The 18,694-nt window shown below is 61.4% G+C and carries 21 protein-coding genes; 8 read left to right on the top strand and 13 right to left on the bottom strand.

Going from position 1 to position 18,694, the window contains the following annotated elements; all coding sequences use genetic code 11:
* Nucleotides 1-175 precede the first annotated feature (175 nt).
* The 4 genes from U5A67_RS13090 to U5A67_RS13075 all read left to right on the top strand — a co-directional run bounded on the left by U5A67_RS13090 (nucleotide 176) and on the right by U5A67_RS13075 (nucleotide 1,828).
* Nucleotides 176-532: a DUF333 domain-containing protein gene (locus U5A67_RS13090; RefSeq protein ID WP_321959705.1), complete on the top strand. Its 357-nt coding sequence runs from the start codon at nucleotides 176-178 to the stop codon at nucleotides 530-532.
* A gap of 8 nt (nucleotides 533-540) precedes the next feature.
* Nucleotides 541-1,062: a hypothetical protein gene (locus tag U5A67_RS13085; protein ID WP_321814823.1), complete on the top strand. Its 522-nt coding sequence runs from the start codon at nucleotides 541-543 to the stop codon at nucleotides 1,060-1,062.
* Nucleotides 1,062-1,268, top strand: a complete 207-nt coding sequence (locus U5A67_RS13080) for a hypothetical protein (protein ID WP_321814824.1) — start codon at nucleotides 1,062-1,064, stop codon at nucleotides 1,266-1,268. The genes U5A67_RS13085 and U5A67_RS13080 overlap by 1 nt, the downstream gene beginning before the upstream one ends.
* A gap of 158 nt (nucleotides 1,269-1,426) precedes the next feature.
* Nucleotides 1,427-1,828 (top strand): DUF3597 domain-containing protein, encoded by a 402-nt coding sequence (locus U5A67_RS13075; protein ID WP_321814825.1) that lies wholly within the window; start codon nucleotides 1,427-1,429, stop codon nucleotides 1,826-1,828.
* Between the two features lie 119 nt (nucleotides 1,829-1,947).
* Here the strand turns inward: U5A67_RS13075 and U5A67_RS13070 are convergent, their stop codons facing one another.
* The 4 genes from U5A67_RS13070 to U5A67_RS13055 form a co-directional block, all read right to left on the bottom strand.
* Nucleotides 1,948-2,475, bottom strand: a complete 528-nt coding sequence (locus U5A67_RS13070) for a DUF6515 family protein (RefSeq protein WP_205987609.1) — start codon at nucleotides 2,473-2,475, stop codon at nucleotides 1,948-1,950.
* Nucleotides 2,476-2,520: 45 nt separating this feature from the next.
* Nucleotides 2,521-3,078 (bottom strand): DUF2092 domain-containing protein, encoded by a 558-nt coding sequence (locus tag U5A67_RS13065; RefSeq protein ID WP_321814826.1) that lies wholly within the window; start codon nucleotides 3,076-3,078, stop codon nucleotides 2,521-2,523.
* Nucleotides 3,041-3,310, bottom strand: a complete 270-nt coding sequence (locus tag U5A67_RS13060) for a hypothetical protein (protein WP_321814827.1) — start codon at nucleotides 3,308-3,310, stop codon at nucleotides 3,041-3,043. Before U5A67_RS13060 ends, U5A67_RS13065 begins: the two co-directional genes overlap by 38 nt.
* 508 nt (nucleotides 3,311-3,818) lie before the next feature.
* Nucleotides 3,819-4,193 (bottom strand): gamma-glutamylcyclotransferase family protein, encoded by a 375-nt coding sequence (locus tag U5A67_RS13055; protein WP_205987613.1) that lies wholly within the window; start codon nucleotides 4,191-4,193, stop codon nucleotides 3,819-3,821.
* A gap of 157 nt (nucleotides 4,194-4,350) precedes the next feature.
* Between U5A67_RS13055 and U5A67_RS13050 the strand changes: the two genes are divergently transcribed.
* Complete coding sequence (locus tag U5A67_RS13050; RefSeq protein WP_321814828.1) at nucleotides 4,351-4,902, top strand: YbaK/EbsC family protein; 552 nt, start codon at nucleotides 4,351-4,353, stop codon at nucleotides 4,900-4,902.
* A gap of 45 nt (nucleotides 4,903-4,947) precedes the next feature.
* Here the strand turns inward: U5A67_RS13050 and U5A67_RS13045 are convergent, their stop codons facing one another.
* The 6 genes from U5A67_RS13045 to U5A67_RS13020 form a co-directional block, all read right to left on the bottom strand.
* Nucleotides 4,948-5,751, bottom strand: a complete 804-nt coding sequence (locus tag U5A67_RS13045; RefSeq protein ID WP_321814829.1) for an alpha/beta hydrolase — start codon at nucleotides 5,749-5,751, stop codon at nucleotides 4,948-4,950.
* Between the two features lie 60 nt (nucleotides 5,752-5,811).
* Nucleotides 5,812-7,116 carry a tetratricopeptide repeat protein gene (locus U5A67_RS13040; RefSeq protein ID WP_321814830.1) on the bottom strand — a complete coding sequence of 435 codons (1,305 nt, stop codon included), beginning with the start codon at nucleotides 7,114-7,116 and terminating at the stop codon, nucleotides 5,812-5,814.
* 232 nt (nucleotides 7,117-7,348) lie between these two features.
* Nucleotides 7,349-8,005 (bottom strand): helix-turn-helix domain-containing protein, encoded by a 657-nt coding sequence (locus tag U5A67_RS13035; RefSeq protein ID WP_205987651.1) that lies wholly within the window; start codon nucleotides 8,003-8,005, stop codon nucleotides 7,349-7,351.
* 442 nt (nucleotides 8,006-8,447) lie between these two features.
* The gene (locus tag U5A67_RS13030; protein WP_205987618.1) at nucleotides 8,448-9,323 is read right to left on the bottom strand and encodes a lipid A biosynthesis lauroyl acyltransferase; all 876 of its coding nucleotides are present in this window, start codon (nucleotides 9,321-9,323) and stop codon (nucleotides 8,448-8,450) included.
* 137 nt (nucleotides 9,324-9,460) lie between these two features.
* The gene (locus tag U5A67_RS13025; protein ID WP_321959704.1) at nucleotides 9,461-9,883 is read right to left on the bottom strand and encodes a hypothetical protein; all 423 of its coding nucleotides are present in this window, start codon (nucleotides 9,881-9,883) and stop codon (nucleotides 9,461-9,463) included.
* A gap of 828 nt (nucleotides 9,884-10,711) precedes the next feature.
* Complete coding sequence (locus U5A67_RS13020; protein ID WP_321814833.1) at nucleotides 10,712-13,078, bottom strand: bifunctional diguanylate cyclase/phosphodiesterase; 2,367 nt, start codon at nucleotides 13,076-13,078, stop codon at nucleotides 10,712-10,714.
* A 170-nt stretch (nucleotides 13,079-13,248) separates the two neighbouring features.
* On the opposite strand from U5A67_RS13020, the gene U5A67_RS13015 reads away from it, so the two are divergent.
* Entirely contained in the window at nucleotides 13,249-13,662 is a 414-nt protein-coding gene (locus U5A67_RS13015; protein ID WP_321814834.1) for a VOC family protein, read from the top strand.
* 12 nt (nucleotides 13,663-13,674) lie between these two features.
* On the opposite strand, the gene U5A67_RS13010 is transcribed toward U5A67_RS13015, so the two are convergent.
* Complete coding sequence (locus tag U5A67_RS13010) at nucleotides 13,675-14,094, bottom strand: hypothetical protein (RefSeq protein WP_205987622.1); 420 nt, start codon at nucleotides 14,092-14,094, stop codon at nucleotides 13,675-13,677.
* Nucleotides 14,095-14,112: 18 nt separating this feature from the next.
* Complete coding sequence (locus tag U5A67_RS13005; protein WP_321814835.1) at nucleotides 14,113-15,336, bottom strand: transglycosylase SLT domain-containing protein; 1,224 nt, start codon at nucleotides 15,334-15,336, stop codon at nucleotides 14,113-14,115.
* 657 nt (nucleotides 15,337-15,993) lie between these two features.
* Between U5A67_RS13005 and U5A67_RS13000 the strand changes: the two genes are divergently transcribed.
* Both U5A67_RS13000 and U5A67_RS12995 read left to right on the top strand, forming a co-directional pair.
* Nucleotides 15,994-17,052 carry a 3-keto-5-aminohexanoate cleavage protein gene (locus tag U5A67_RS13000; protein WP_321814837.1) on the top strand — a complete coding sequence of 353 codons (1,059 nt, stop codon included), beginning with the start codon at nucleotides 15,994-15,996 and terminating at the stop codon, nucleotides 17,050-17,052.
* 8 nt (nucleotides 17,053-17,060) lie between these two features.
* The gene (locus U5A67_RS12995) at nucleotides 17,061-17,369 is read left to right on the top strand and encodes a Rieske (2Fe-2S) protein (RefSeq protein WP_321814838.1); all 309 of its coding nucleotides are present in this window, start codon (nucleotides 17,061-17,063) and stop codon (nucleotides 17,367-17,369) included.
* 10 nt (nucleotides 17,370-17,379) lie between these two features.
* Here the strand turns inward: U5A67_RS12995 and U5A67_RS12990 are convergent, their stop codons facing one another.
* Nucleotides 17,380-18,411: an AraC family transcriptional regulator gene (locus U5A67_RS12990; protein ID WP_321814839.1), complete on the bottom strand. Its 1,032-nt coding sequence runs from the start codon at nucleotides 18,409-18,411 to the stop codon at nucleotides 17,380-17,382.
* Nucleotides 18,412-18,694: the final 283 nt, after the last annotated feature.

The following is an 18,694-nucleotide window of genomic DNA, read 5'->3' as shown; positions in this document are numbered from 1 at the left end:
CTGCGGTCACGACAATTTGATCTTGCTTCCGCTAGCTGTCGCGCGCCGGGTCAGTAAATTCCGAAATGGCGGCGCGTTGCGCGCAACGGCGTCGGGCATGTTGTACCGTCAGGGATGCACGGGTTTCGATCGCCGCTCAGATAGCACACAAGCAGAACTCAGGCAGAAGCCCGGCGTGCTCGCCGCCCTGTGGACCGGCTTCGCGGATCTCACCCGGCGGCGTATCGACATGCTCGCTTACCCGGTGGCCAATATGAAAACAATCCACTTCCTCCCCGCACTTCCTGCACTCGTGGCGATATTCGCCGTCACTTCCGCGTGCGCACAACCGTTGCCGATGAGCGCGCAAAGCCCCGCGCGGCAGCAGGCGGCCATGGCGAACCCGGCTTCGGTCAACTGCATCCACAACGGCGGAACGCTGCAGATCGTCGAAACGGCGGACGGGCAGACCGGCATCTGCAAGCTGCCGAACGGCCATCAATGCGAAGAGTGGGCCTTGCTGCGCGGCGATTGCCAGGCGGGCCGGCCATGAGTGCGGGCATGAGTGCGACCATGGGTGCGACCATGAGCACGGCCGCCGTCGATTTCGACTATGGCGGCCAGGTGCAGGTGCTTGCGCATGCACTGCACGCGAGCATCGACCATGAAGCCTCCATGCCGCGAGCGCAGGTCTGGGTGGTGCATCTGCCCAATATCGATCCCGATGCCACGCTGCTGCTGCGTTTCTCGCCGCCTGAGGCGGCGGGGCGGCTGGTGGTGGAATCCGTGCTCGCGCTGAACGGCGCGCCGGTGCTGGCGGCTGAATATCCGAGCATCGAAATGGTGCGCGCGTGCGGCTACCGGCGCGCAATCTCGCTGTCGCTGAGCAAGAAGGCCAACCGTCTCGCCGAGGATATCAAGGTGCGTCTGATGCCGGGCTATATCGACGTGCTCGAGCGGATTCGCGCCGCGCGCCGGCTGGGTGGCGCGCAGCCGGTACGCATGGCGCATGTGCAGGCGCAGATGCAGGCGCCGCCCGCGTGCCCGCGCTCGCGATCGCGCAGCCCGCTCACGGCTTTCTGATGCCCAGACTGCTGGCGAGTATCGGCTTGCATAGCACTGAATGGACAGGGCATAGCCGCGTGGCGCTGCCGCGTCTGGTCACGGGTGGCCCGCAGATCGACGTTGCTGTCGACTGCGAGCAAACGGGCACGGTGCATCTGTCGATCCGCGATCTGCCGCTCGAACGGGCGCAGGCCGTGCTGCAGCTTATCTGCGAGTTGCGCTGAAAATGACGTGATCGCCAACGTCGGCAGTGTGAAGCGCGTGTGACAGGACGTTTTCGGGACGGCATTTTCCGAAGCTCCGGCATACTTTCGCCTGACGAGGAAAAGACCGGCGCTGCGGCGCCGCCTCGGCAACCAGCAACCCCATAGGAGTCAAGCAAATGAGCATCTTTGGCGATATCGTGAACAAGTTGTTCCACAAGGCCAAACCCGACCAGACGCCGCCGGCCGCCGAGCCGACGCCGGACCCCGCAGCCGCCCAGGCCGCCGCTCCCGAAGCCGCGCCGGCGCCTGCGCCGCTCACCGATGTCGATGTTGCCGCCGTGATGGACCAGCTGGTGTCCGAAAGCGGCCAGACGCTGAACTGGCGCGTGTCGATCGTCGATACGATGAAGGCGCTCGGCGTGGACAGCAGCCTCGATCACCGCAAGCAACTCGCGCAGGAGCTCAAGTACTCGGGCGACGTGAACGACTCCGCGAGCATGAACATCTGGTTGCACAAGCAGGTGATGGCTGCGCTGGCCGCGAACGGCGGCAAGCTGCCGGCCGATCTGGCAGGTTGAGTTGATGCAGACCGCCGCGCGCTGATGGCGCGAGCCGGTTTCCGAAGCTGTTGAAAAGCGGGCCGCTGGAATTTCCAGCGGCCCGCTTTTTATTCGTGAGATTCGAATGGCACGGTATTTCAGTGCGGCGGATTGACGACGATGTACTGCACCGTCGTTCCCGAGTACTGCGGCTGATAATAGGTCGAGCCGCACTGCTGATACGTGACACCGTTGACGTTAATCGCCGAACAGCTAGGCGGCAGGGTGTGGACGATCGAGCCCACCACGGCCGCTGTGGCGACCACTGCGCCAGTCACTGCGGCGGCTGTCGCAACCGGGTGATCGTTGTACCAGCCGCCGTTATAACAGCAGCCACCGTGGTTGTCGTTGTAGTTGTTGGCGACGTTGGCGCGGTTATTGCTGATGTTTTGCGCTGCATTGGTCCGGTTCGAACTGACCTGCTGGGCGGTGTTCTGGCGATTGCCTTCGCGCGTGGTTCGATTGGCTTGCCGCGTGGCGACATTGGTATCGTGCGAACTTGCCATATTCGCGCGATTCACGGACGTTTGCGCACCACCGCGGACCTGAAACGCGCTCGCCGAAGTCGTGCTCATTGCAACGATCAGTGCCACGCCAGTCGCCGTCAAGATTCTCTTTGATTTCATGATGATCTCTGGATTGAAAGGCTATTGGTCTATCGGGCTCTTGGCCTATTGGGCGCCGTTGGTTTGCACGAACTTGATCTGATGTGCATTTTCAGGAGGCGAGAAGTCGAACAGCTTCGCGCTGATTTCCGGCTTCAGATTCCAGTGGTAGATCGCCGTGTACTGTGGCCGTTCCTTGTCCTGCGACGTGACGATATTCAACTTGCAGGGCAAAGGCTGGCTGCCTTTCTGAATCCAGATTTGCCAGTCCAGATTGTTTTGATGATAGGCATAGTGGGAACACGTATTGCCGCTGACGACTTCATCGTCGATATAGACGGCCGACGTCACATGTTTTAAATCGTCGGGATTGGCGCCTAGCGTGAAGATATCGCTGAGCGGCAACTCAATGCCGTATTTGTTCTCGAGATCGCCCATTAGCTCCTTGATTGTTGCAGGAGCCGGAGCACTGGCATAGTAATTACCCGGTTCGGTAAACAGTGTAAAAGTTTTGCCGTTGTAAAAAACGTGGCGGCTGTAACCCGGTGCGCCACCGACAATATTGACCTTGAGACTATCGGGACGGCTAACTGTCAGTTTCGTGTTGTGCGATAGCTGGATCAATTGCGCCGTTGACCATGAGCTGATCGTTCGTTGAATCAACGTCTAGATCGAATTGCTTGACCGTCTCCATGAAGCTGCTCATTCTGGTCGGGGCGTCCAGTGCCTCTGGATCGGGTTTCGTTGCAGCAGCTGGCGCGACGACTTTCTTAGCCGCCATGGCAGCCTCGCCGGCTGCGCAGAACGTGAGCGCCACTGCCGCGAGGACTGCAAGTCTGTCAAGACGTTGTGTCATTCGCCTTCTCCTTTAATCAGGCTTCTTCAACCGCTGGTTTGACAACGTTGTTGCTGCCACGGCCAACGACGGGAGTACTTCAGTCCCACGGACTCCCATGCAGGAAATCGATACGCAAGACCCTATTAAACAACGCTTTTCGGATCAGGGTTCTGTGAAGTGGCAGGGGCGCAATATTTAACATGTGCGCAGCGGGACAACCATGATTTGAAACAAGGAGAAGACAACAGAGTGGCGGACGCTATCGTCGAATTGCCGAATGGATCATGCTTTTATATTTAAAAGCATGCTGGAGACATGAAAGTCAGTGGCGAATTCAGACGTTGCAATGCGATATGGCTTTTATCGACGATCGGAATTTTGCATAAACATGACTTTCGATTGCGTCATTCTCAATGGCATTTCTGCTGGATAAAACCTTGCGGGTTTTGTTCGCTCGAGCCGGCTGCAAAGCGAGGCAATGCAGCCGCGAGCGATTTAATCCGTCTTTATGGCGTTCAGCCGGGCATTAACCGGGTTGGCGCGAATTGGCGTCCACATACACCCACGCCTGCTTGCCGGAAGCGAGCGTGACGAGATCGCGCCGGTATTCGGCGACTTCGTAGGCATCGGCGTGCGCGAGTTCTTCCGGCGTGATGGCGAACACGGCGCCGCTCACGCGATCGGCGGGATTGCCGGTCCAGGTCACGACAGGATGATGGGTCTTGCCGCTGGTTGCGACCACAGCCGGGTCTTCGATCTTGAGCATCGTGAGCGAAAAGCCAGGCATCTCGTCGGCTTCACCATCGAGCTTGCGGCCGAAGGTGGCGATCTGCACCTGCTCGAGCTGCAGGGTGCCGTAGGAGAAGAGCTGTTCGGAGAACGGGGAGTCGGTGTGGGTCATGGTGCGGGTCCGGAGGAGAACGGCGAATACGTCGATACACTGCGCCAGTCATTATAGGGGTCGTTTTGCGCGGCTGCCCGCGGGTCGGCAAGCGGCGGTGCGCCCGTTGCCCGTAAAATATGCGGCTGCACCCTGCAATCGACGGAGACCGCATCGCATGGAAGCCCCGCATCATCAACTCGACATCGTTCCCGACGCGCAACGCGAACACCATCTGCCGCCCAACGTCATGGCCCGCTTGCCAGCAGAAGGCGTGACGGTCTTCAGCGTCGCCGACGATGCCTCCGACACCGCGCAATTCAGCGAGCGTTATGGTTTCGGCCTCGAAGACTGCGCGAATACGCTGGTGCTGCGCTACAAGCGCGAGGGTGCGGAACGTCACGCCGCCGTGGTGACGCTCGGCTCGCGCCGGCTCGACGTCAATGGCGCGGTCAAGGCGCGGCTGGGTGCGCAGCGGCTGTCGTTCGCGAAGCGCGAACAGGCGGTCGAACTCACGGGGATGGAGTTCGGCGGCATCACGGCATTCGGCGTGCCCGAAGACTGGGTCGTGCTCGTCGATGCTGCGGTGATGGCGCGCGAGCGCATTGTCATGGGCGCAGGCGTGCGGGCCACCAAGCTGTTGCTCGCGCCCGCGCTGCTCGAACAGTTGCCCAATGTCGATATTGCGCCGCTGGTCTTCGATGAAGATGAAACTACGCAGGCATCCTGATTAATTTTCAGGTGTCGACCATCTTGCGCGAGCCCGGCGCTCGTTTCAAACCGCTCGCGCTACGCGCCCGATTGCATCGACGATAACTTGCGGCGCGTCGCGCTGCACGAAATGCTCGCTCTGCGGTGCGCGTATCAGTTCGGCGCGAGAAGACAGCGCGAGAAAACCTTCCTGCATACGCTCCCAGGCGTGCTGCAACGCCTCGCGCTGTTCGGCCACGAAGAAAGGCGAATGCTCGAACGACGCCGCCACGATCACGGCCATCGGCAGATCGCCGAGCGTATCGATTGCGCTCGCCGCGCGAAAGCTGGCGGGAAAGTCGATGTTTTCGGGCGTGGTGCGCGCATTGCGCCAGCCTTCGCGCCAGAGTGCGCGCATCGACTGCAGTGCGCTCGAATCGTCCGGCGTAGGTTCGACGAATGCAGGGCCGAAGCGCTCGAATTGCCCTTCGTGCATGGCTTCGACAAGCACGAGCCCGCAGGTCTGTGCGCGAAAACGATGAGCGAAGAGGCGCATGAGCAGACCGCCAAACGAATGACCGACCAGCAGCCACGGCGCGGGAAGGCGCGCTGACTGCAGGAGTTGCGCGAGGTCTTCGATCATGGCGTTAGCGTCGCGCGGGCCGCGCGCGGGATCGCTGGCGCCGCGTCCCGCGCGATCGTAGCGAAACACGCGAAAGTGCGGCTCGATTGCGGCTTGCACGTCCTGCCAGGCTGCACTCTCCAGGCCCAGACCGGTTTCGAGCACGACGCTGGGCGACCCCTTGCCCGATGTCCACCAGGCAAGGCGTTTGCCGCGGATATCGGTGAAATGGGGGGCGGCGGCGGGAAGAGCAGCTTGATCCGGCATGATTGGCGGGACGTTTCAAGGCGCGACATGCGCACTATAACCGCATCTCGCCGTCTGGCATTACGCTCGCGCCGAGGCCAGTGCGTGCAACGCTTGCGCGACGCGCGCGACCACGGGTTGCCAGTCGCCGGGGCGCGGCTGGCGGAATAGCGTGACGCTGTCGTACCAGCGCTGCTTTTCGGCGCTTCCCCACGCCCATTGCGATACGTGATCGAGCATCGCATAGACCGGCATGCCCAACGCGCCGCCAAGGTGCAGCGGCGCGCTGTCGATGGTCACGATGGCATCGAGCGTGCTGACATGCGCGGCCACATCGTCGAAGCCGAGCTGATAGTGATGCGTGAGATCGCAATGCGCCACGCTGGCGGGCAGTGCCGTGCCGCCGGGTGTCAGCGGATGAAAAACCACATTGGGCACAGAAAAGAGCGCGTCGAGCGTTTCCAGATCCATCGAGCGTTGAGCGTCGCGCCGATGTTTGGAGTCGCCGCGCCAGACGAGGCCGATCTGCAATGCGTCGCGCCGGGGCGTGCGTGCATGAACGAGCGCGCGCCATGCCTCTACGCGGGAGGCGTCCGCTGCCAGATACGGCGTGCCGCGCACGTCGTCCGGCTTGAGGCGCAGCATGAGCGGCACACTCATGATCGGCAGGCAGTAGTCGGGCGTGCCGTGCTGCGCGTAGGCCTGCGTTTCGATTTCGACGCAAGGCGCGAAATGACGCGAAAAAAGCGCATGCAGTGCCTGCCTGCACGCCAGCACCATCCGGCCGCCTTCATGCTGCACGCGCGCCGCGAGCGCGGGCAGCAGGCGCGCCATTTGCAGATCGTCGCCGTTGCCTTGTTCGCTGTACACCAGCAAGGTGCGGCCTTCGAGCGATTGACCGGCCCAATGCGGCGCGACACGCGCCATGATCGACACGATGCTGTTGTGCGCGCGATCCGCCCGGCCAAGGCGCGCTTCGTAGCGCGCCCAGCCGCGTCGCCAATCGCCGTTGCGCAATTCGATTTCGGCGAGATCCACGGCTGGCGTGGTCGCGCCGGGATCGAGCTTGAGCGCGCGTTCGTAGAGACGCTGGGCCTCGCCGTAACGGCCTTGCTCCGCCACGAATTGTGCCATGGCGGCGACGATGTTCGCGTTGCCGGGGTTGAGGGCATGGGCGCCGCGCATGGTGTTTTCGGCTGCTGCGGGCGCATGCCGGCGCCATTGCGCGCCAGCCAGTTGCCACGCGACTTCCGCATTGGCGGGATCATGGGCCAGCGACGTGAGGCACAGGCTTTCGACCGCTGCCCAATCGCCCGCGAAGCGCCTTTCGAGGATGGTCTGAAGCGACGGATTCGGAGCGTCTATCAGGGCTTCGGCGTCTGGCATGGCGGTGCTATCGGTATGATTGGTATTCCTGATTATTGCGATGCTGCGAGTGATCAGGAAAAGGGCGCACATTATCGCCCGAAGCCGCGCTGCAAACCTCTGGAATCCGTGCCGATGCCTTGATGGGCGTCATTGGCCAGGTGCTTGACAGGCCAGCAAGCGAGTAAAAAGCGGCACGTCCGACGCCCGTGCCGTTAATGCCCCTTTAAAGAACACATTTAAAGAAGCGCCTTTAAAGCGCCCGCAACCCTTCCATATCGACGATACGAATCAGCTTGCCTTGCGCGTCGATCAGATTGCGTTTCTGGAAGCGCGAGAGAATCCGGCTCACTGTTTCGAGCGTAATGCCCAGATAGCTGCCCATATCCTCACGCGACATGCGCAGATGGAATTCGGTGTGCGAGTAGCCGCGCTGCCAGTTGCGCTCCGAGACATCGAGCAGGAACGCGGCCACGCGCTCTTCGGCGGAGAGCGAGCCCAGCACCATCATCTGCGAGGCTTCGCGATTGAACTGGTCGCCCATCAGGCGGTGCAGGCGTTCCTGCATCGTCGCGGTTTCGCGGCACAGGCTCTTGAGCGCGGCGTAGGGCAGGGTGCAGATCGAACTGTCTTCCAGCGCGATGGCGCTGAACGCATGCGTGTCGCTGGCGATGCCGTCGAGGCCGAGCGCTTCGCCCGCCAGTTGCAGGCCGGTGATCTGCTCGCGGCCGTCACGATGCACGATCAGCGTCTTGAGCGAGCCGGAGCGCACGGCGTAGAGGTTGTCGAAGCGGTCGCCGGCGCGGTAGAGCGCTTCGCCGCGGCGGACCTTGCGCACGCTGCAGATCAGGGCTTCGAGCTTGGGCACTTCGTCGGAGGCGAGGCCTTGCGGGATGCACAGATGGCGCATCGCGCAGGCCGAGCAGCGCGCGACCGTCTGTTTGGCGGCGATGGGCGCGCGGCTGGCAGGACCGCCATGGCGGACGACGACTTGGGATACCGCGGTAGGGGACAGCATCGAAACACTCCTCTGATCGGTTCCTGAATATTGTCCCCTCACAGAGAAGGGTTAAATAGGCGACAAAATGACGCGCGTCAGGAACGGCTCTGGTCGAGCCTTGTCAGGTGGCGCTTTTCGTGATCGTGCTATCCCGGAAAAAAGATGCGACTTGGGAAAATGTGCCGAAAACGGACAATCTAGTCGCGACCGCTCTTGTCACAATGCGAAAAGACGCCCCTCTCGCGTTATTGAGCGCAGACATCCGAGATTGGGCATGCGCGCTTCAGACGTAGCGAACGGCAGGCATTCTTCCTCGAACACTGCCTGCCGGTCGCCTGGTCCAGCGCTCCGTTCAATAAACCGATGCCATACCAGGTGGTCGATGCTTGAAGCGCCGGTGCACCCAGTAATACTGCTCGGGATATTTAACGACCTGCTCCTCGAGGAACGCATTCATGCGGCGTGCGTCGACCACATCACAGCCCGATGGGAAATTCGCGAGCGGCTCGAAAATCGTCAACTTATATCCCTGATAGTTTGGGAGCACCTCAGTCACGAATGGAACGACCCGCGCGCGTCCCAGTTTCGCGAGACGCGAAACAGCGGTTAGCGTGCAGGCGGGAACGCCGAAGAACGGGACAAAAACTGAGTTGTCCACGCCCTGGTCCATGTCTGCCGCGAGCATGACGGGTTTGCCGGAACGTAACAATCCCACGATCCTTTTGGCGCTGGTCGCGCGTTCGATCATCTCTGCCCCGAAACGGCCGCGTTGTCGCCTGGCCAGCGCACATAGGGCCGTGCTTGACATACGTGTGTACAGCGAGGCAACCGGTAGGCGGGTCGAGTAGAGCATGCAACCGACCTCGATGCCCACGAAGTGAAACCCCATAAAGATGGTGGGAGGGGCCGCGTCGTCGTCCAGATCAATTTTGCTTTCGATCTGAACGATGTCCCGGATCGCCTGCGCACTGCCGAACCACTGGATGCCTCGTTCGAGATAACTGCGAACAACGTGGCGGAAGTGCTCTCTTGCGAGCTGCTGAAGCTCGCTGCTGGTTTTCTCGGGGAAGCAGAGACGCAAGTTCACAAGGACGATATGCTTGCGGCGGCTGGGAACAGCATACAGCGCAGTGCCGATCACCATCCCAAGCCGTGCGACGAATTGATAAGGAAGTATCGAAAGCGTACGTAGCAACGCCACGATGAACACGAAACCGAGGCGTTTCAAAGATTGTCTCCTCTGGATAAAAAATGCGAAAAGTGCCGCGGAACGCCATGCATTGGGCCGGCGCGTGATGACATCTTTAATGTTGGGCCCATGACATTGTTGAGCGTGCCAGTAAGGGCGAACCATCAGCTTTGTCGCTAACGAGAAGCCGACACATTCTGCTCTCCGAGCTTGTGCGCCGATTTCCCGCTACGCGAAGATATGACTGCCGGTACAGGCCGAATCAACTCATGCACCATCGATTCGATATCCTCGAACGGAACAGAGCGTGCATTCAGACCGCTAGACTCAAATCGTCCAACCGCAACGACGATCTGCCGTTGTACGACCGAGAAATCAATTGAATTCCAGTGTTCGTTCGAATCAGCAGCCGTGAAGCCATCGAAACTTCGCGCATGAACTGAATATTTCAGAGTGGTCTTGCACTCGGTACGCTCAGTGCCGTGGCTATAGAGGGTGCTTGATATTCCTTCCTCGTGCAAAGAAATCTCGATAGCCCGAAGAAGATCGCCCGATGGCACCGATTCATTAACATCCACGCAAACATGGTTCGCGGTCACCGGTAATCCACTCACTGAGACCCTTGGTGGTTGAACACTGCTGCAGCCAAAAAAAACAGTGGACGTTATCAAAATCGCAAAGAGCTTTGCTGGCGACGGATAGATTAAAAATGCGTTATTAGAGAGGGGCATTCGTTTGCTGCTACTCAACAAGTTATTCTTCAATTGGCTACCAGCCAGGATCTGGCGCTTGACATGCGATTACACAACCGAGCGCTCCAATTGCACCCACAGATCCCAAACCGGCTCCCAGTGCTTCGATTAAGGATAAAAAATAACTTGAGAAACACACCGTACCTTAGAGTTGGCTTCTTGTTTGCCGGGCATAAGATACCGTTTTCGCATCAATGCAAAATAAGGATATCGATGCTGGAATGGATGCTACTTACAAGATATTACTTTTCAAATTCATTGCATATTTGTATGAATAACTCGCGCCGAGATATTGAACAATAGTTATTGTCATTCATTGTTGATCGTTCGGAATCGGAGCGTGTTGGTTGTGAGATTCAAGGGTTTTTTCGCGGAATAAATTCTATTTATGACGAAAATGTAATCGCCGGGTAATTCTGATGTCATCATTCGATGAATGCCGCCGTATTGCGGATTGGCGCCTTCCATTGAGTTTGAAATGTTTCGTCATGATTGCGTGTCGATCCGTCCGGCAGTGATTGAATACGCTCGCCCGGTACCCTGGATGTAGGGACAAAAAAGCCCCGAACAATGTCGGGGCTTGAAACGATGATGCTGGCGAGGGCAGCCGTGAGGGTCAACGCGTGCCTCGAACGCGTCATGCGCTCGCGCTCACCCAGGCTCTCCCATCGTCCCTCAAGCGGCTTCCGGCCAAGGCAGATCGGGCGATGCCCAGTCCAGTTCGACGGCGAGCAAGACTTGCTGGCTATTGACCTCGATGGCGATCGAAGCGATCACGCACAGGCAGCCCGTCAGCGGCGAGAGCATCGGGCCGGAGTAGACCGCCTGGCCGTTGTTGCGCGTGGCTTTCCAGAAGAACGCGCGATGGTCCCAGCGGCCGCCGGCCGCGTCGCTGCCGTTGTGCAGGCTCAGCGGCGGGTCGGTGCGCGCCGCGCCGCGCGCTTCGAACAGCGTGGGCCGGCCGGTCGGGCCGAGCACGAAGGCGCGCACGCATTGCGGCCCGGCCAGCAGTTTTGCCAGCGATTCGGGATAGGGGACGCCGGACTGCACCTGGCGGCTCGCTTCCGCGAGGTCGGTGAGCCACGGGCGGATTGCGCCGTCGAAGCGGCTCATGCGCACCGCGCGCGCTTCGGCGGCAATATCGAAAGCATGGTCGATGCGCGTGGGCGTGGTGTCGGCGGGCGCCAGCGAAGCGTTCGGGCGCCCGAGCAGAAAGCCTTGGGCGATATCGACTTTCGCCTCGACGGCCAGCACGAGTTCTTCGGTCGTCTCCACGCCCTCGACCACCACGACGATATCGGCCTGATGCAGCAGCGTGACCATATCGCGCAACAACGGGCGGCCCGAGCGGCGATTGCGCGCGCGGATCAGTTCGCCGTCCAGTTTCACGAGGTCGGGCTGGATGCGCAGCAGGCGGTCGAGATTCGAGTAGCGCGCGCCAAAGTCGTCCACGGCGATCAGGAAGCCGCAGTCGCGATAGCGGTTCGCGGCCAGCGAGAGCGCGTCCGGGCAGGCATCGTCGGATTCGAGCAGTTCCAGCACGATATCGCCGGGCGCGAGACCGGCTGCGTCGACCATGCGCGCGAGTTCGGTGTCGTAACCCGTGCGGATGAAAGTCGACGGCAGGATGTTCAGGAACAGCCGCGCGCCTTCCGGCAGACGGCCCGCGGCGCTTTGCAGATGGCAGCGATGCGCGAGCACATCGAGTTCGCGTAATTCGGCCGGCGTGAGGCCGCCGAACAGCACGACTGGCGGCACGAGGCCGCCGTGATCGTCTTCGCCGCGCAGCAGCGCCTCTACGCCGATCAGCTTTTCGCGCGGCAGGCTCCAGAGCGGCTGGAAATGCGATAGCAGCGTGACGTCGCGCCAGCGCAGGCGTTGCGCTGGTTGCGGCGCGCTGGCCTGCTGAACGGCGTCGTTCGCGGCCGTATTGCGCACGGCCACCAGCGAGGTGCCGCGCTCGAATGCCACCTGATTGCGCCCGGCCTGCTTGGCGCGGAATAGCGCTTCGTCGGCGCGTTCGAGCAGCGCGGCGAGATTGTCGTCGATATCGTCTTCGGTATTTTCAGCGCGCATTTGCGCCACGCCGATGCTCACGGTCACGAAGCCGTCGGGCCGCGCGATCTGCGAAACCACATGGCGCAGCGACTGGGCCAGGCCCGCGATGGGCGTGGGCGCCTGTTCTTCCACCAGCACGACGAATTCCTCGCCGCCCATGCGGGCGATCAGCGCGCCTTCGGGCGCGTGCTGCACGATCGCATCGGCCACGTTTTGCAGCGCCTTGTCGCCCGCGCCATGGCCGAACTGTTCGTTGATCGACTTGAACTGGTCGACATCGACAAACAGCAGGGCGACGGGGCGGCCCGCTTTGCGGCGCGCGTCGATAAAACTGGCGGCTTCGTCGAGAAAGGCGCGCCGGTTCAGCACGCCGGTCAAGGCATCGGTGGCGGCGAGTCTGGTGAGCGTTTCTTCGAGCCGGAACTGGCGATAGCGGAAGTGATAGAAGCCGAAATGAAACACCACGGCCGTCGCGAACGCGATCACGACCCATACGGCGAAGATCGCGAGTTGCGCGGCGTCGTGCGGCAGGCTGAATACGAAGGGCAGCGTCGCGGCGTAATAACCCACGCTGCCCACCGCGAAATGGCGCGGCGTGAGCCAGAGCGGCGCGGCGCACAGCGTAATGGCCACGACGGCGGGTGTCATCCAGGCGAGTTTGTCGTCGGTGCCTTGCACGAGCGCGTTGGCCGCCAGTTGCATGATCACCACATAGGCCACGCCGATAAAGCCGAATTGCGCCGTCGTACGCGAGCGCGGAATGGCCAGCACCAGCAGCACGAGCAGCAGGCCGGCGAGCGCCGTGATCCAGAACGGGAACGGCGCGCTGAACAGTTGCGCGCGCGCCACCGCGAACAGCGTAAAGGCGCCGATCGACAGCGACATGGTGACGAACGAAAGCGGGCGCTGATGCTCGAGCGAGCGCGCATGAAATCGATTTCGTTCGGCCGCGTTGGCCGGGGAAGCAAAGACGGAAAACCGCATGACTCGCACTCCGGCGATTTGTCGGACGAAAGGAGGCGCCCAGTATAGCCGCCGTGGATGCTTTGCGGATATGCGCGTCAAAAGACGGCGCGGCGGCCTGAAGCTCGTGCGCCCGGAAGTCGCTAAATTGGCCGTATAGAATGGGCTCGAATATAACTTGAGCCCATGCGATGCAATTACTCGACCATGTATCGATCGGCGTGCCCGATCTGGACGCAGCCCGCCCGTTTTATGACGCCATCATGACAGCGCTCGGTGCCTGCAAGGTCTATGACCGGCCTGCGGCGCTCGGCTACGGAGAACGTTGCGATGCCAACGATCTGACTTCGACTTGTCTCGCTGTGTATCTGGATACCAGCGGCGATACCCGCGAAATCGCGCCAAACAAGCGCCATTGGTGCTTCAAGGCGCAATCGCGCGCCGAGGTCGATGCCTTCTTCGAAGCCGGGCTCGCAGCGGGCGGACGCTCGGACGGCGAACCCGGTTTGCGCGAACATTATCATCGCGATTACTACGCGGCGTTTCTTGTCGATCCGGCGGGCAATCGCGTCGAAGCGGTCTGTCATGCGGCCAGCGCGCCTTGATGCGCTGGCCGTCTAGCGCTCCCAGGGCGCATCGCGGCCGCTGCGCGCGAAATGCGCGAGGCGCTCCTGCGCCTTGAGTACCGTAAATACCGGCGCGCGGCGCAATTGCCGCTCGTGCAGATCGAGCAGCCAGGCCGCGAGCGCCTTGTCGTCTTCGCGCAGCGCGTAGAGATCGAGATCGGTGTCGTGCGTGGTGCTGCCGATCATTCGTTCGATGTCCTTAAATTCTGTGTGATCGGCATGACAGATTCCCGCGTCGCATAAGAACCAGGTCAGATACGCCGTTTCGATCAGCACGGCCAGTTGATGGCCATTGCCTTTGCCGCACAGCAGGGCTGCAAGCGCGAGGTGGATACGCAGCAGGCGCTCCTGGATCGCCGTGGGCGACCCGGGCAACAACATCGACTTACTGAGGGGTTTCTTGCCGTACATGGTGCCGTTCAGTCGATGTCATTTCGTCACGTACCACAGGGCGCTCGTGCCCGGGTTTGCGTTCGTGTTGGTGTTGTTCGTGTCGCTCTTTGCGGGTGCCGATGGCTTGTTGAGCGACGGCGTTTGCGCAACCGGCCACGTTGCCCCGGCAGCAGGCGGCGTGGCCTGTGCTTCGGTCTGCACCGCGGTACGCGCCGGCTCCTGCGCTTTTGTCTGCACCTGGGCGGCCTGGCGCGGCACGTTGAGATACCAGAGCGCATCGGTCGAAGGCGCGGCCGCTTTATCGGCTTTATCGGCCTTATTGCTCTTTGCCGCCGTATTCTGCGCGCCAGGCAAAGCCGGGCGGCCCGCATCGGCGTTCGCGGTTTTTTGCGCCCGTGCCTCGGACGTGCCGATCTGGAAAATCAGCGTGCGTTCCGCCGATGAGATCACCGCATATGGCGGCTGCGCTTCCCAGCGCAACAGCACGCGCCCGCGCGGCGTGTCCGCGAAGATCGCGGGCGGGCGTTTCATGTCGCTGAACTGCACGTAGATCTTCGCGCCGTCGTCGAATACCTGTACGGGCTTGGCGTCGTCCGCGCCCGTCACGGCCCAGCCGAAGCTGTAGGCGCCGGGCGCCACGCCTTGCGCGATCGCCTGCGAGGCCGGCAGCGCAGCGGGCGCCGACTGCGTGGTGCGCGGCGCGCTCATGCGGACCTGCGTGACCTCGAGATTCGAAAACGGGTTGTAGCCGCCCGCGGGCGGTGTGTAGGAGGGCGGGAGGATAGGCATGGGCGAGTCCGGCGAACGGGTGATGGATTGCGCGGTGGCGTAGACCTTTTGCGCGTAGGCCAGGCGCTTTTCGGGCGAGGCGGCGTTGTACGCACCGATCGCATTCCATGTCGGGCCGAACTGGCGGATGTTTTCCGCGAGAATCCAGGCGGCGACGTAGGCGTTCGTGCAGGGATCGTAAAGGCTCTGTTCGGTGATGCCCACCTGCGCGAGGCGCGGCAACCAGGAACTGTTGATCTGCATGAGGCCGATATCGACCGTGCCGTTGCTGTTGCGATTGACGACGTTGGTCTGGGTGCCGGATTCCACCTGCGCAATGGCGCGCATCAGGCTCACGTTGACGTGCTGGAACGCGGCCGCGTCGTCGATGCAATCGGCGAAGGCGAGGCCGGGCGCGGCGCTCAGGAACGCGGCGAGCGCGAGCAGGCGGGGCGGAACAGGGCGTAGCGAGGGCGTGGTCGGGTACTGCATGATTGGTCTGGTCTATGCGCGAGAGTTCGCCGTGCGGCGGCGATCGTTTTTCTTCGCAGTGACATTCCCCGGTCGTGGTGGTTTTAAATCGCGCTGCGCATTCGAAGACAAGGCTGCGCGAATTTCGCTTTGGTCAATTTTTGCCGGTTTGTCACCGGCAGGTATTTTATGCTGATTTTGTTCTTCTCACGCCACGATATTGGACGCGGTTCGGCATTTTAATTTGAATCGACCGAATTGCGATAGATGGTGAAGTGAATAATATGGCTTATGGATTTTGTAAATGGCTTTCAGGCCGTCTTGGGCGGCGCGGGCGACCCGATCGGGCGACCGGCTCAGGCGGCTGGCGCTGTCTCGCATTGCCGGTGGATATTCGCCGGTAATTTATCCCGTCATATGCCGATCGCATCGAATGACGGCATTTTTTTCGTGAATTTCCGAAATATTCCGAGTTGTTAAATTGATTTAATTTCAGGTTCCGATCTGAAAAGCCACGAGCTTTATTCCAGCTAAATAGGCTAGGGAAACGTCCGTCGATGTCCGGCGATGTCCCAATCGGCCAGGCGACTGTCATCCACGATCAAGCGCGGCGCGCATCGAAGCCGAACAATGAGGCGCATTCCCACCGATCGTCTGCTCGCCACCTGGAGATTCCCCATGAACTTTCTCGACGGCCATCTTTTCCCCGAGAACCAGCCGCCGCTGATCATCACCGCCGCGCCCTATGCGCCCGGCTGGCTGCCCGGCGATTTTCCCGAAGACATTCCCGTGACGATGGAGGCGCAGATCCAGAAGGCCGTCGATTGCTACAACGCGGGCGCGACGGTGCTGCATCTGCATGTGCGCGAACTCGACGGCAAGGGCAGCAAGCGGCTTTCGCAATTCAATGCGCTGATTGCCGGTGTGCGCCGGGCGGTGCCGCAGATGATCATCCAGGTGGGCGGATCGATCTCATTCGCGCCGGAAAACGAAGGGCAGGCTGCGCAATGGCTGTCCGACGACACGCGCCATATGCTCGCCGATCTCGAACCCGCGCCGGACCAGGTCACGGTGACGGTCAACACCTCGCAGATGAACGTGACCGATCAGGCCGAAGACGCCGATTTCAAGGGCACCTCGCGTGAGCATCCCGCGATCTTCGGCGCCTATAAGGAAATGACCGTGCCGGCCCAGCCGGGATGGGTCGAGGAACACGTGCGCCGTCTCACGGCGAAGGGTATTCAGAGCGCGTTCCAGTGCTACAACCTCAACAGCTTCGAGTCGGTCGAGCGGCTGATGCGGCGCGGCTTCTACAAAGGGCCGCTGGTGATGAACTGGGTCGCGATTGCGGGCGGCATGGATACGCCCAGCGTCTATAGCCTCGCCAATTTCATGCGCGCGGTGCCCGATGGCGCGGTGGTCACGGTGGAAAGCAACGTGCGCAATGTGCTGCCCGTGAACATGATGGGCATTGCGATGGGCCTGCACGTGCGCTGCGGTATCGAAGACTGTTTGTGGAACCAGGCGCGCACGGCAAAAATGAGTACCGTGAAGCAGATCGAGCAACTGGTGCGTATCGCACGCGAGTTCGGCCGCGATATCGCCACGGCGAAAGAAGCGCGCGAGATATCGCGCATCGGCGTGTTTTACGACACGGTCGAAACATCGCTGCTCGCGAATGGCTTTGCACCGAATCGCCAGGGCGCGAATCAGGGCTTTTTGCGCAAAAGCGCATGAGCGCGCGTATGAACACGCCCATTCCTGTTTGCGCCGATAGCGACCTGGGTGAAGGGCAGCGCAAACTCGTATTCGTCGATGGCGGCAGCGTGGTGGTCTTTCGTATCGAAGGGCAATTGCATGCCATCGAAAATAGTTGTCCGCACAACGGTGCATCGCTTGCGAATGGCGCGTTGCAAGGGAGCGTGCTGAGTTGCCCCGCACACGGATTGCGTTTCGATCTACGTACCGGGCGTGTGATGGGCGGCGGCCAGCTTTGTCTGAACCGCCTGAGCACGCAGGTGATCGATGCGCAGATCAGCGTGGCGAAGCCATAGAAAGCGCGATCTAGTGATCGGTGTGAACAGAACCGTTGGCGTTCTGTTCGAGCAGCGCGCCGCGCCAATGGCTGGGCGCCTGACCGAACTCGCTGCTGAACCAGCGTGAAAACGCACTCAATTCCGAAAACCCCAGCAGATCCGCGACATCGGAAACCGAATGGCGCGGCTGCGTCAAATAGCGGATCGCCAGCGACGCCCGTACCTCGTTGAGCAGCGTCGAAAAGCGCATGCCGGTCTGTTCGAGCTGACGTTGCAGCGTGCGCGGCGTGAGGCCCAGCCGCATGCTGACGGGCTCGATCGCGCCCTGTCCGCGCGGCAGCAGGATATGCAGCGTGCGCCGCACATTGTCGGCGAGCGATTCCTGCTGATAACGCGGCTGCAGATCGAGCAGTTCTTTGGCGTAGTGCGCGAGATGCGCATCGGCGAGCGGATTGGCGCGATCGAGATCGTGCCGCGCCATCACGATGCCATCGCACTCGCTTTCGAATTCCACCCGCTGGCCGAAGAAGCGCCGATGCACTTCTACGCTAACGGGCGCTGCATGCGTGAAATGCACGCTGCGCGGCATGTATTGGGGACCCAGCATCGCGCGTACGAGGCTGAAGACCGCGCCCACCGCCATTTCGACGATTTCGGGGCCGGGGTGCGGGCGGCCGGTCATCAACGCCACATGAAGTACCGCCACATCGTCGACTTCTTCGACATGCACGGCGACCGAATCGCTTAGCAGATGCCGATAGCTTTCGATCTGCGCGAGCACGTCGCGCAGCGTGGCCTGATGCTGCAAAAACAGGCTCAGCGCGCCGAAATCGGCCAGCCGCCACGCCTCGCCGATACGTACGCCCAGCGCCGCGCCGCGTTGGTGCGCCGAGACTTCGAACACGCGCGCGAAGCTCGCTTCGGGAATGCGCAGGTCCGGTGTCGTCAGACAGGACGGATCGATGCCGGCTTCGCGCAGCGCGCGCACGGGATCGAGGCCGATGCTGCGGGCGATCTGGGCGTATTTGGTGAGGGAGGCGGTGCGAACCAGGAGGGGCATGGCGTGAAAAACAGACGTGATCCGTCGAGGCTACCGTCGGCGCGGGGCGGCGTCTGTCAGGAATAACCATGAACGCGGGCCGTGTCAGCAGCGCGTGCAGGTGCTTGTCGTTCAGCGTCAGGTCGTGTCGCGCGTGGTCAAGCGCGTCGGGCGTGGCCTTACCACAATGGGGCTTCATGACGGTGCGCCAGATAAACCGATGTCGATGCCGATGCAGCCAAGACGCTGCAAGCGCAGACGACATCGAAAAGAAACGACGCATTGATACGAACAATCCGCTCTA

Source organism: Paraburkholderia sp. J69-1 (genome assembly GCF_905220255.1).
Taxonomy (GTDB): domain Bacteria; phylum Pseudomonadota; class Gammaproteobacteria; order Burkholderiales; family Burkholderiaceae; genus Paraburkholderia.
Note: the sequence above shows the minus strand (reverse complement) of the source record. Positions and strands in the feature narration are given on the sequence as shown.

Bases quoted from the DNA above. Each gene is read 5' to 3' on its own strand.
- U5A67_RS13085 (WP_321814823.1), top strand. From the start codon at position 541: ATGAGTGCGACCATGGGTGCGACCATGAGCACGGCCGCCGTCGATTTC.
- U5A67_RS13080 (WP_321814824.1), top strand. From the start codon at position 1,062: ATGCCCAGACTGCTGGCGAGTATCGGCTTGCATAGCACTGAATGGACA.
- U5A67_RS13075 (WP_321814825.1), top strand. From the start codon at position 1,427: ATGAGCATCTTTGGCGATATCGTGAACAAGTTGTTCCACAAGGCCAAA.
- U5A67_RS13070 (WP_205987609.1), bottom strand. From the start codon at position 2,475: ATGAAATCAAAGAGAATCTTGACGGCGACTGGCGTGGCACTGATCGTT.
- U5A67_RS13060 (WP_321814827.1), bottom strand. From the start codon at position 3,310: ATGACACAACGTCTTGACAGACTTGCAGTCCTCGCGGCAGTGGCGCTC.
- U5A67_RS13055 (WP_205987613.1), bottom strand. From the start codon at position 4,193: ATGACCCACACCGACTCCCCGTTCTCCGAACAGCTCTTCTCCTACGGC.
- U5A67_RS13050 (WP_321814828.1), top strand. From the start codon at position 4,351: ATGGAAGCCCCGCATCATCAACTCGACATCGTTCCCGACGCGCAACGC.
- U5A67_RS13045 (WP_321814829.1), bottom strand. From the start codon at position 5,751: ATGCCGGATCAAGCTGCTCTTCCCGCCGCCGCCCCCCATTTCACCGAT.
- U5A67_RS13040 (WP_321814830.1), bottom strand. From the start codon at position 7,116: ATGCCAGACGCCGAAGCCCTGATAGACGCTCCGAATCCGTCGCTTCAG.
- U5A67_RS13035 (WP_205987651.1), bottom strand. From the start codon at position 8,005: ATGCGCCATCTGTGCATCCCGCAAGGCCTCGCCTCCGACGAAGTGCCC.
- U5A67_RS13020 (WP_321814833.1), bottom strand. From the start codon at position 13,078: ATGCGGTTTTCCGTCTTTGCTTCCCCGGCCAACGCGGCCGAACGAAAT.
- U5A67_RS13015 (WP_321814834.1), top strand. From the start codon at position 13,249: ATGCAATTACTCGACCATGTATCGATCGGCGTGCCCGATCTGGACGCA.
- U5A67_RS13010 (WP_205987622.1), bottom strand. From the start codon at position 14,094: ATGTACGGCAAGAAACCCCTCAGTAAGTCGATGTTGTTGCCCGGGTCG.
- U5A67_RS13005 (WP_321814835.1), bottom strand. From the start codon at position 15,336: ATGCAGTACCCGACCACGCCCTCGCTACGCCCTGTTCCGCCCCGCCTG.
- U5A67_RS13000 (WP_321814837.1), top strand. From the start codon at position 15,994: ATGAACTTTCTCGACGGCCATCTTTTCCCCGAGAACCAGCCGCCGCTG.
- U5A67_RS12995 (WP_321814838.1), top strand. From the start codon at position 17,061: ATGAACACGCCCATTCCTGTTTGCGCCGATAGCGACCTGGGTGAAGGG.
- U5A67_RS12990 (WP_321814839.1), bottom strand. From the start codon at position 18,411: ATGCCCCTCCTGGTTCGCACCGCCTCCCTCACCAAATACGCCCAGATC.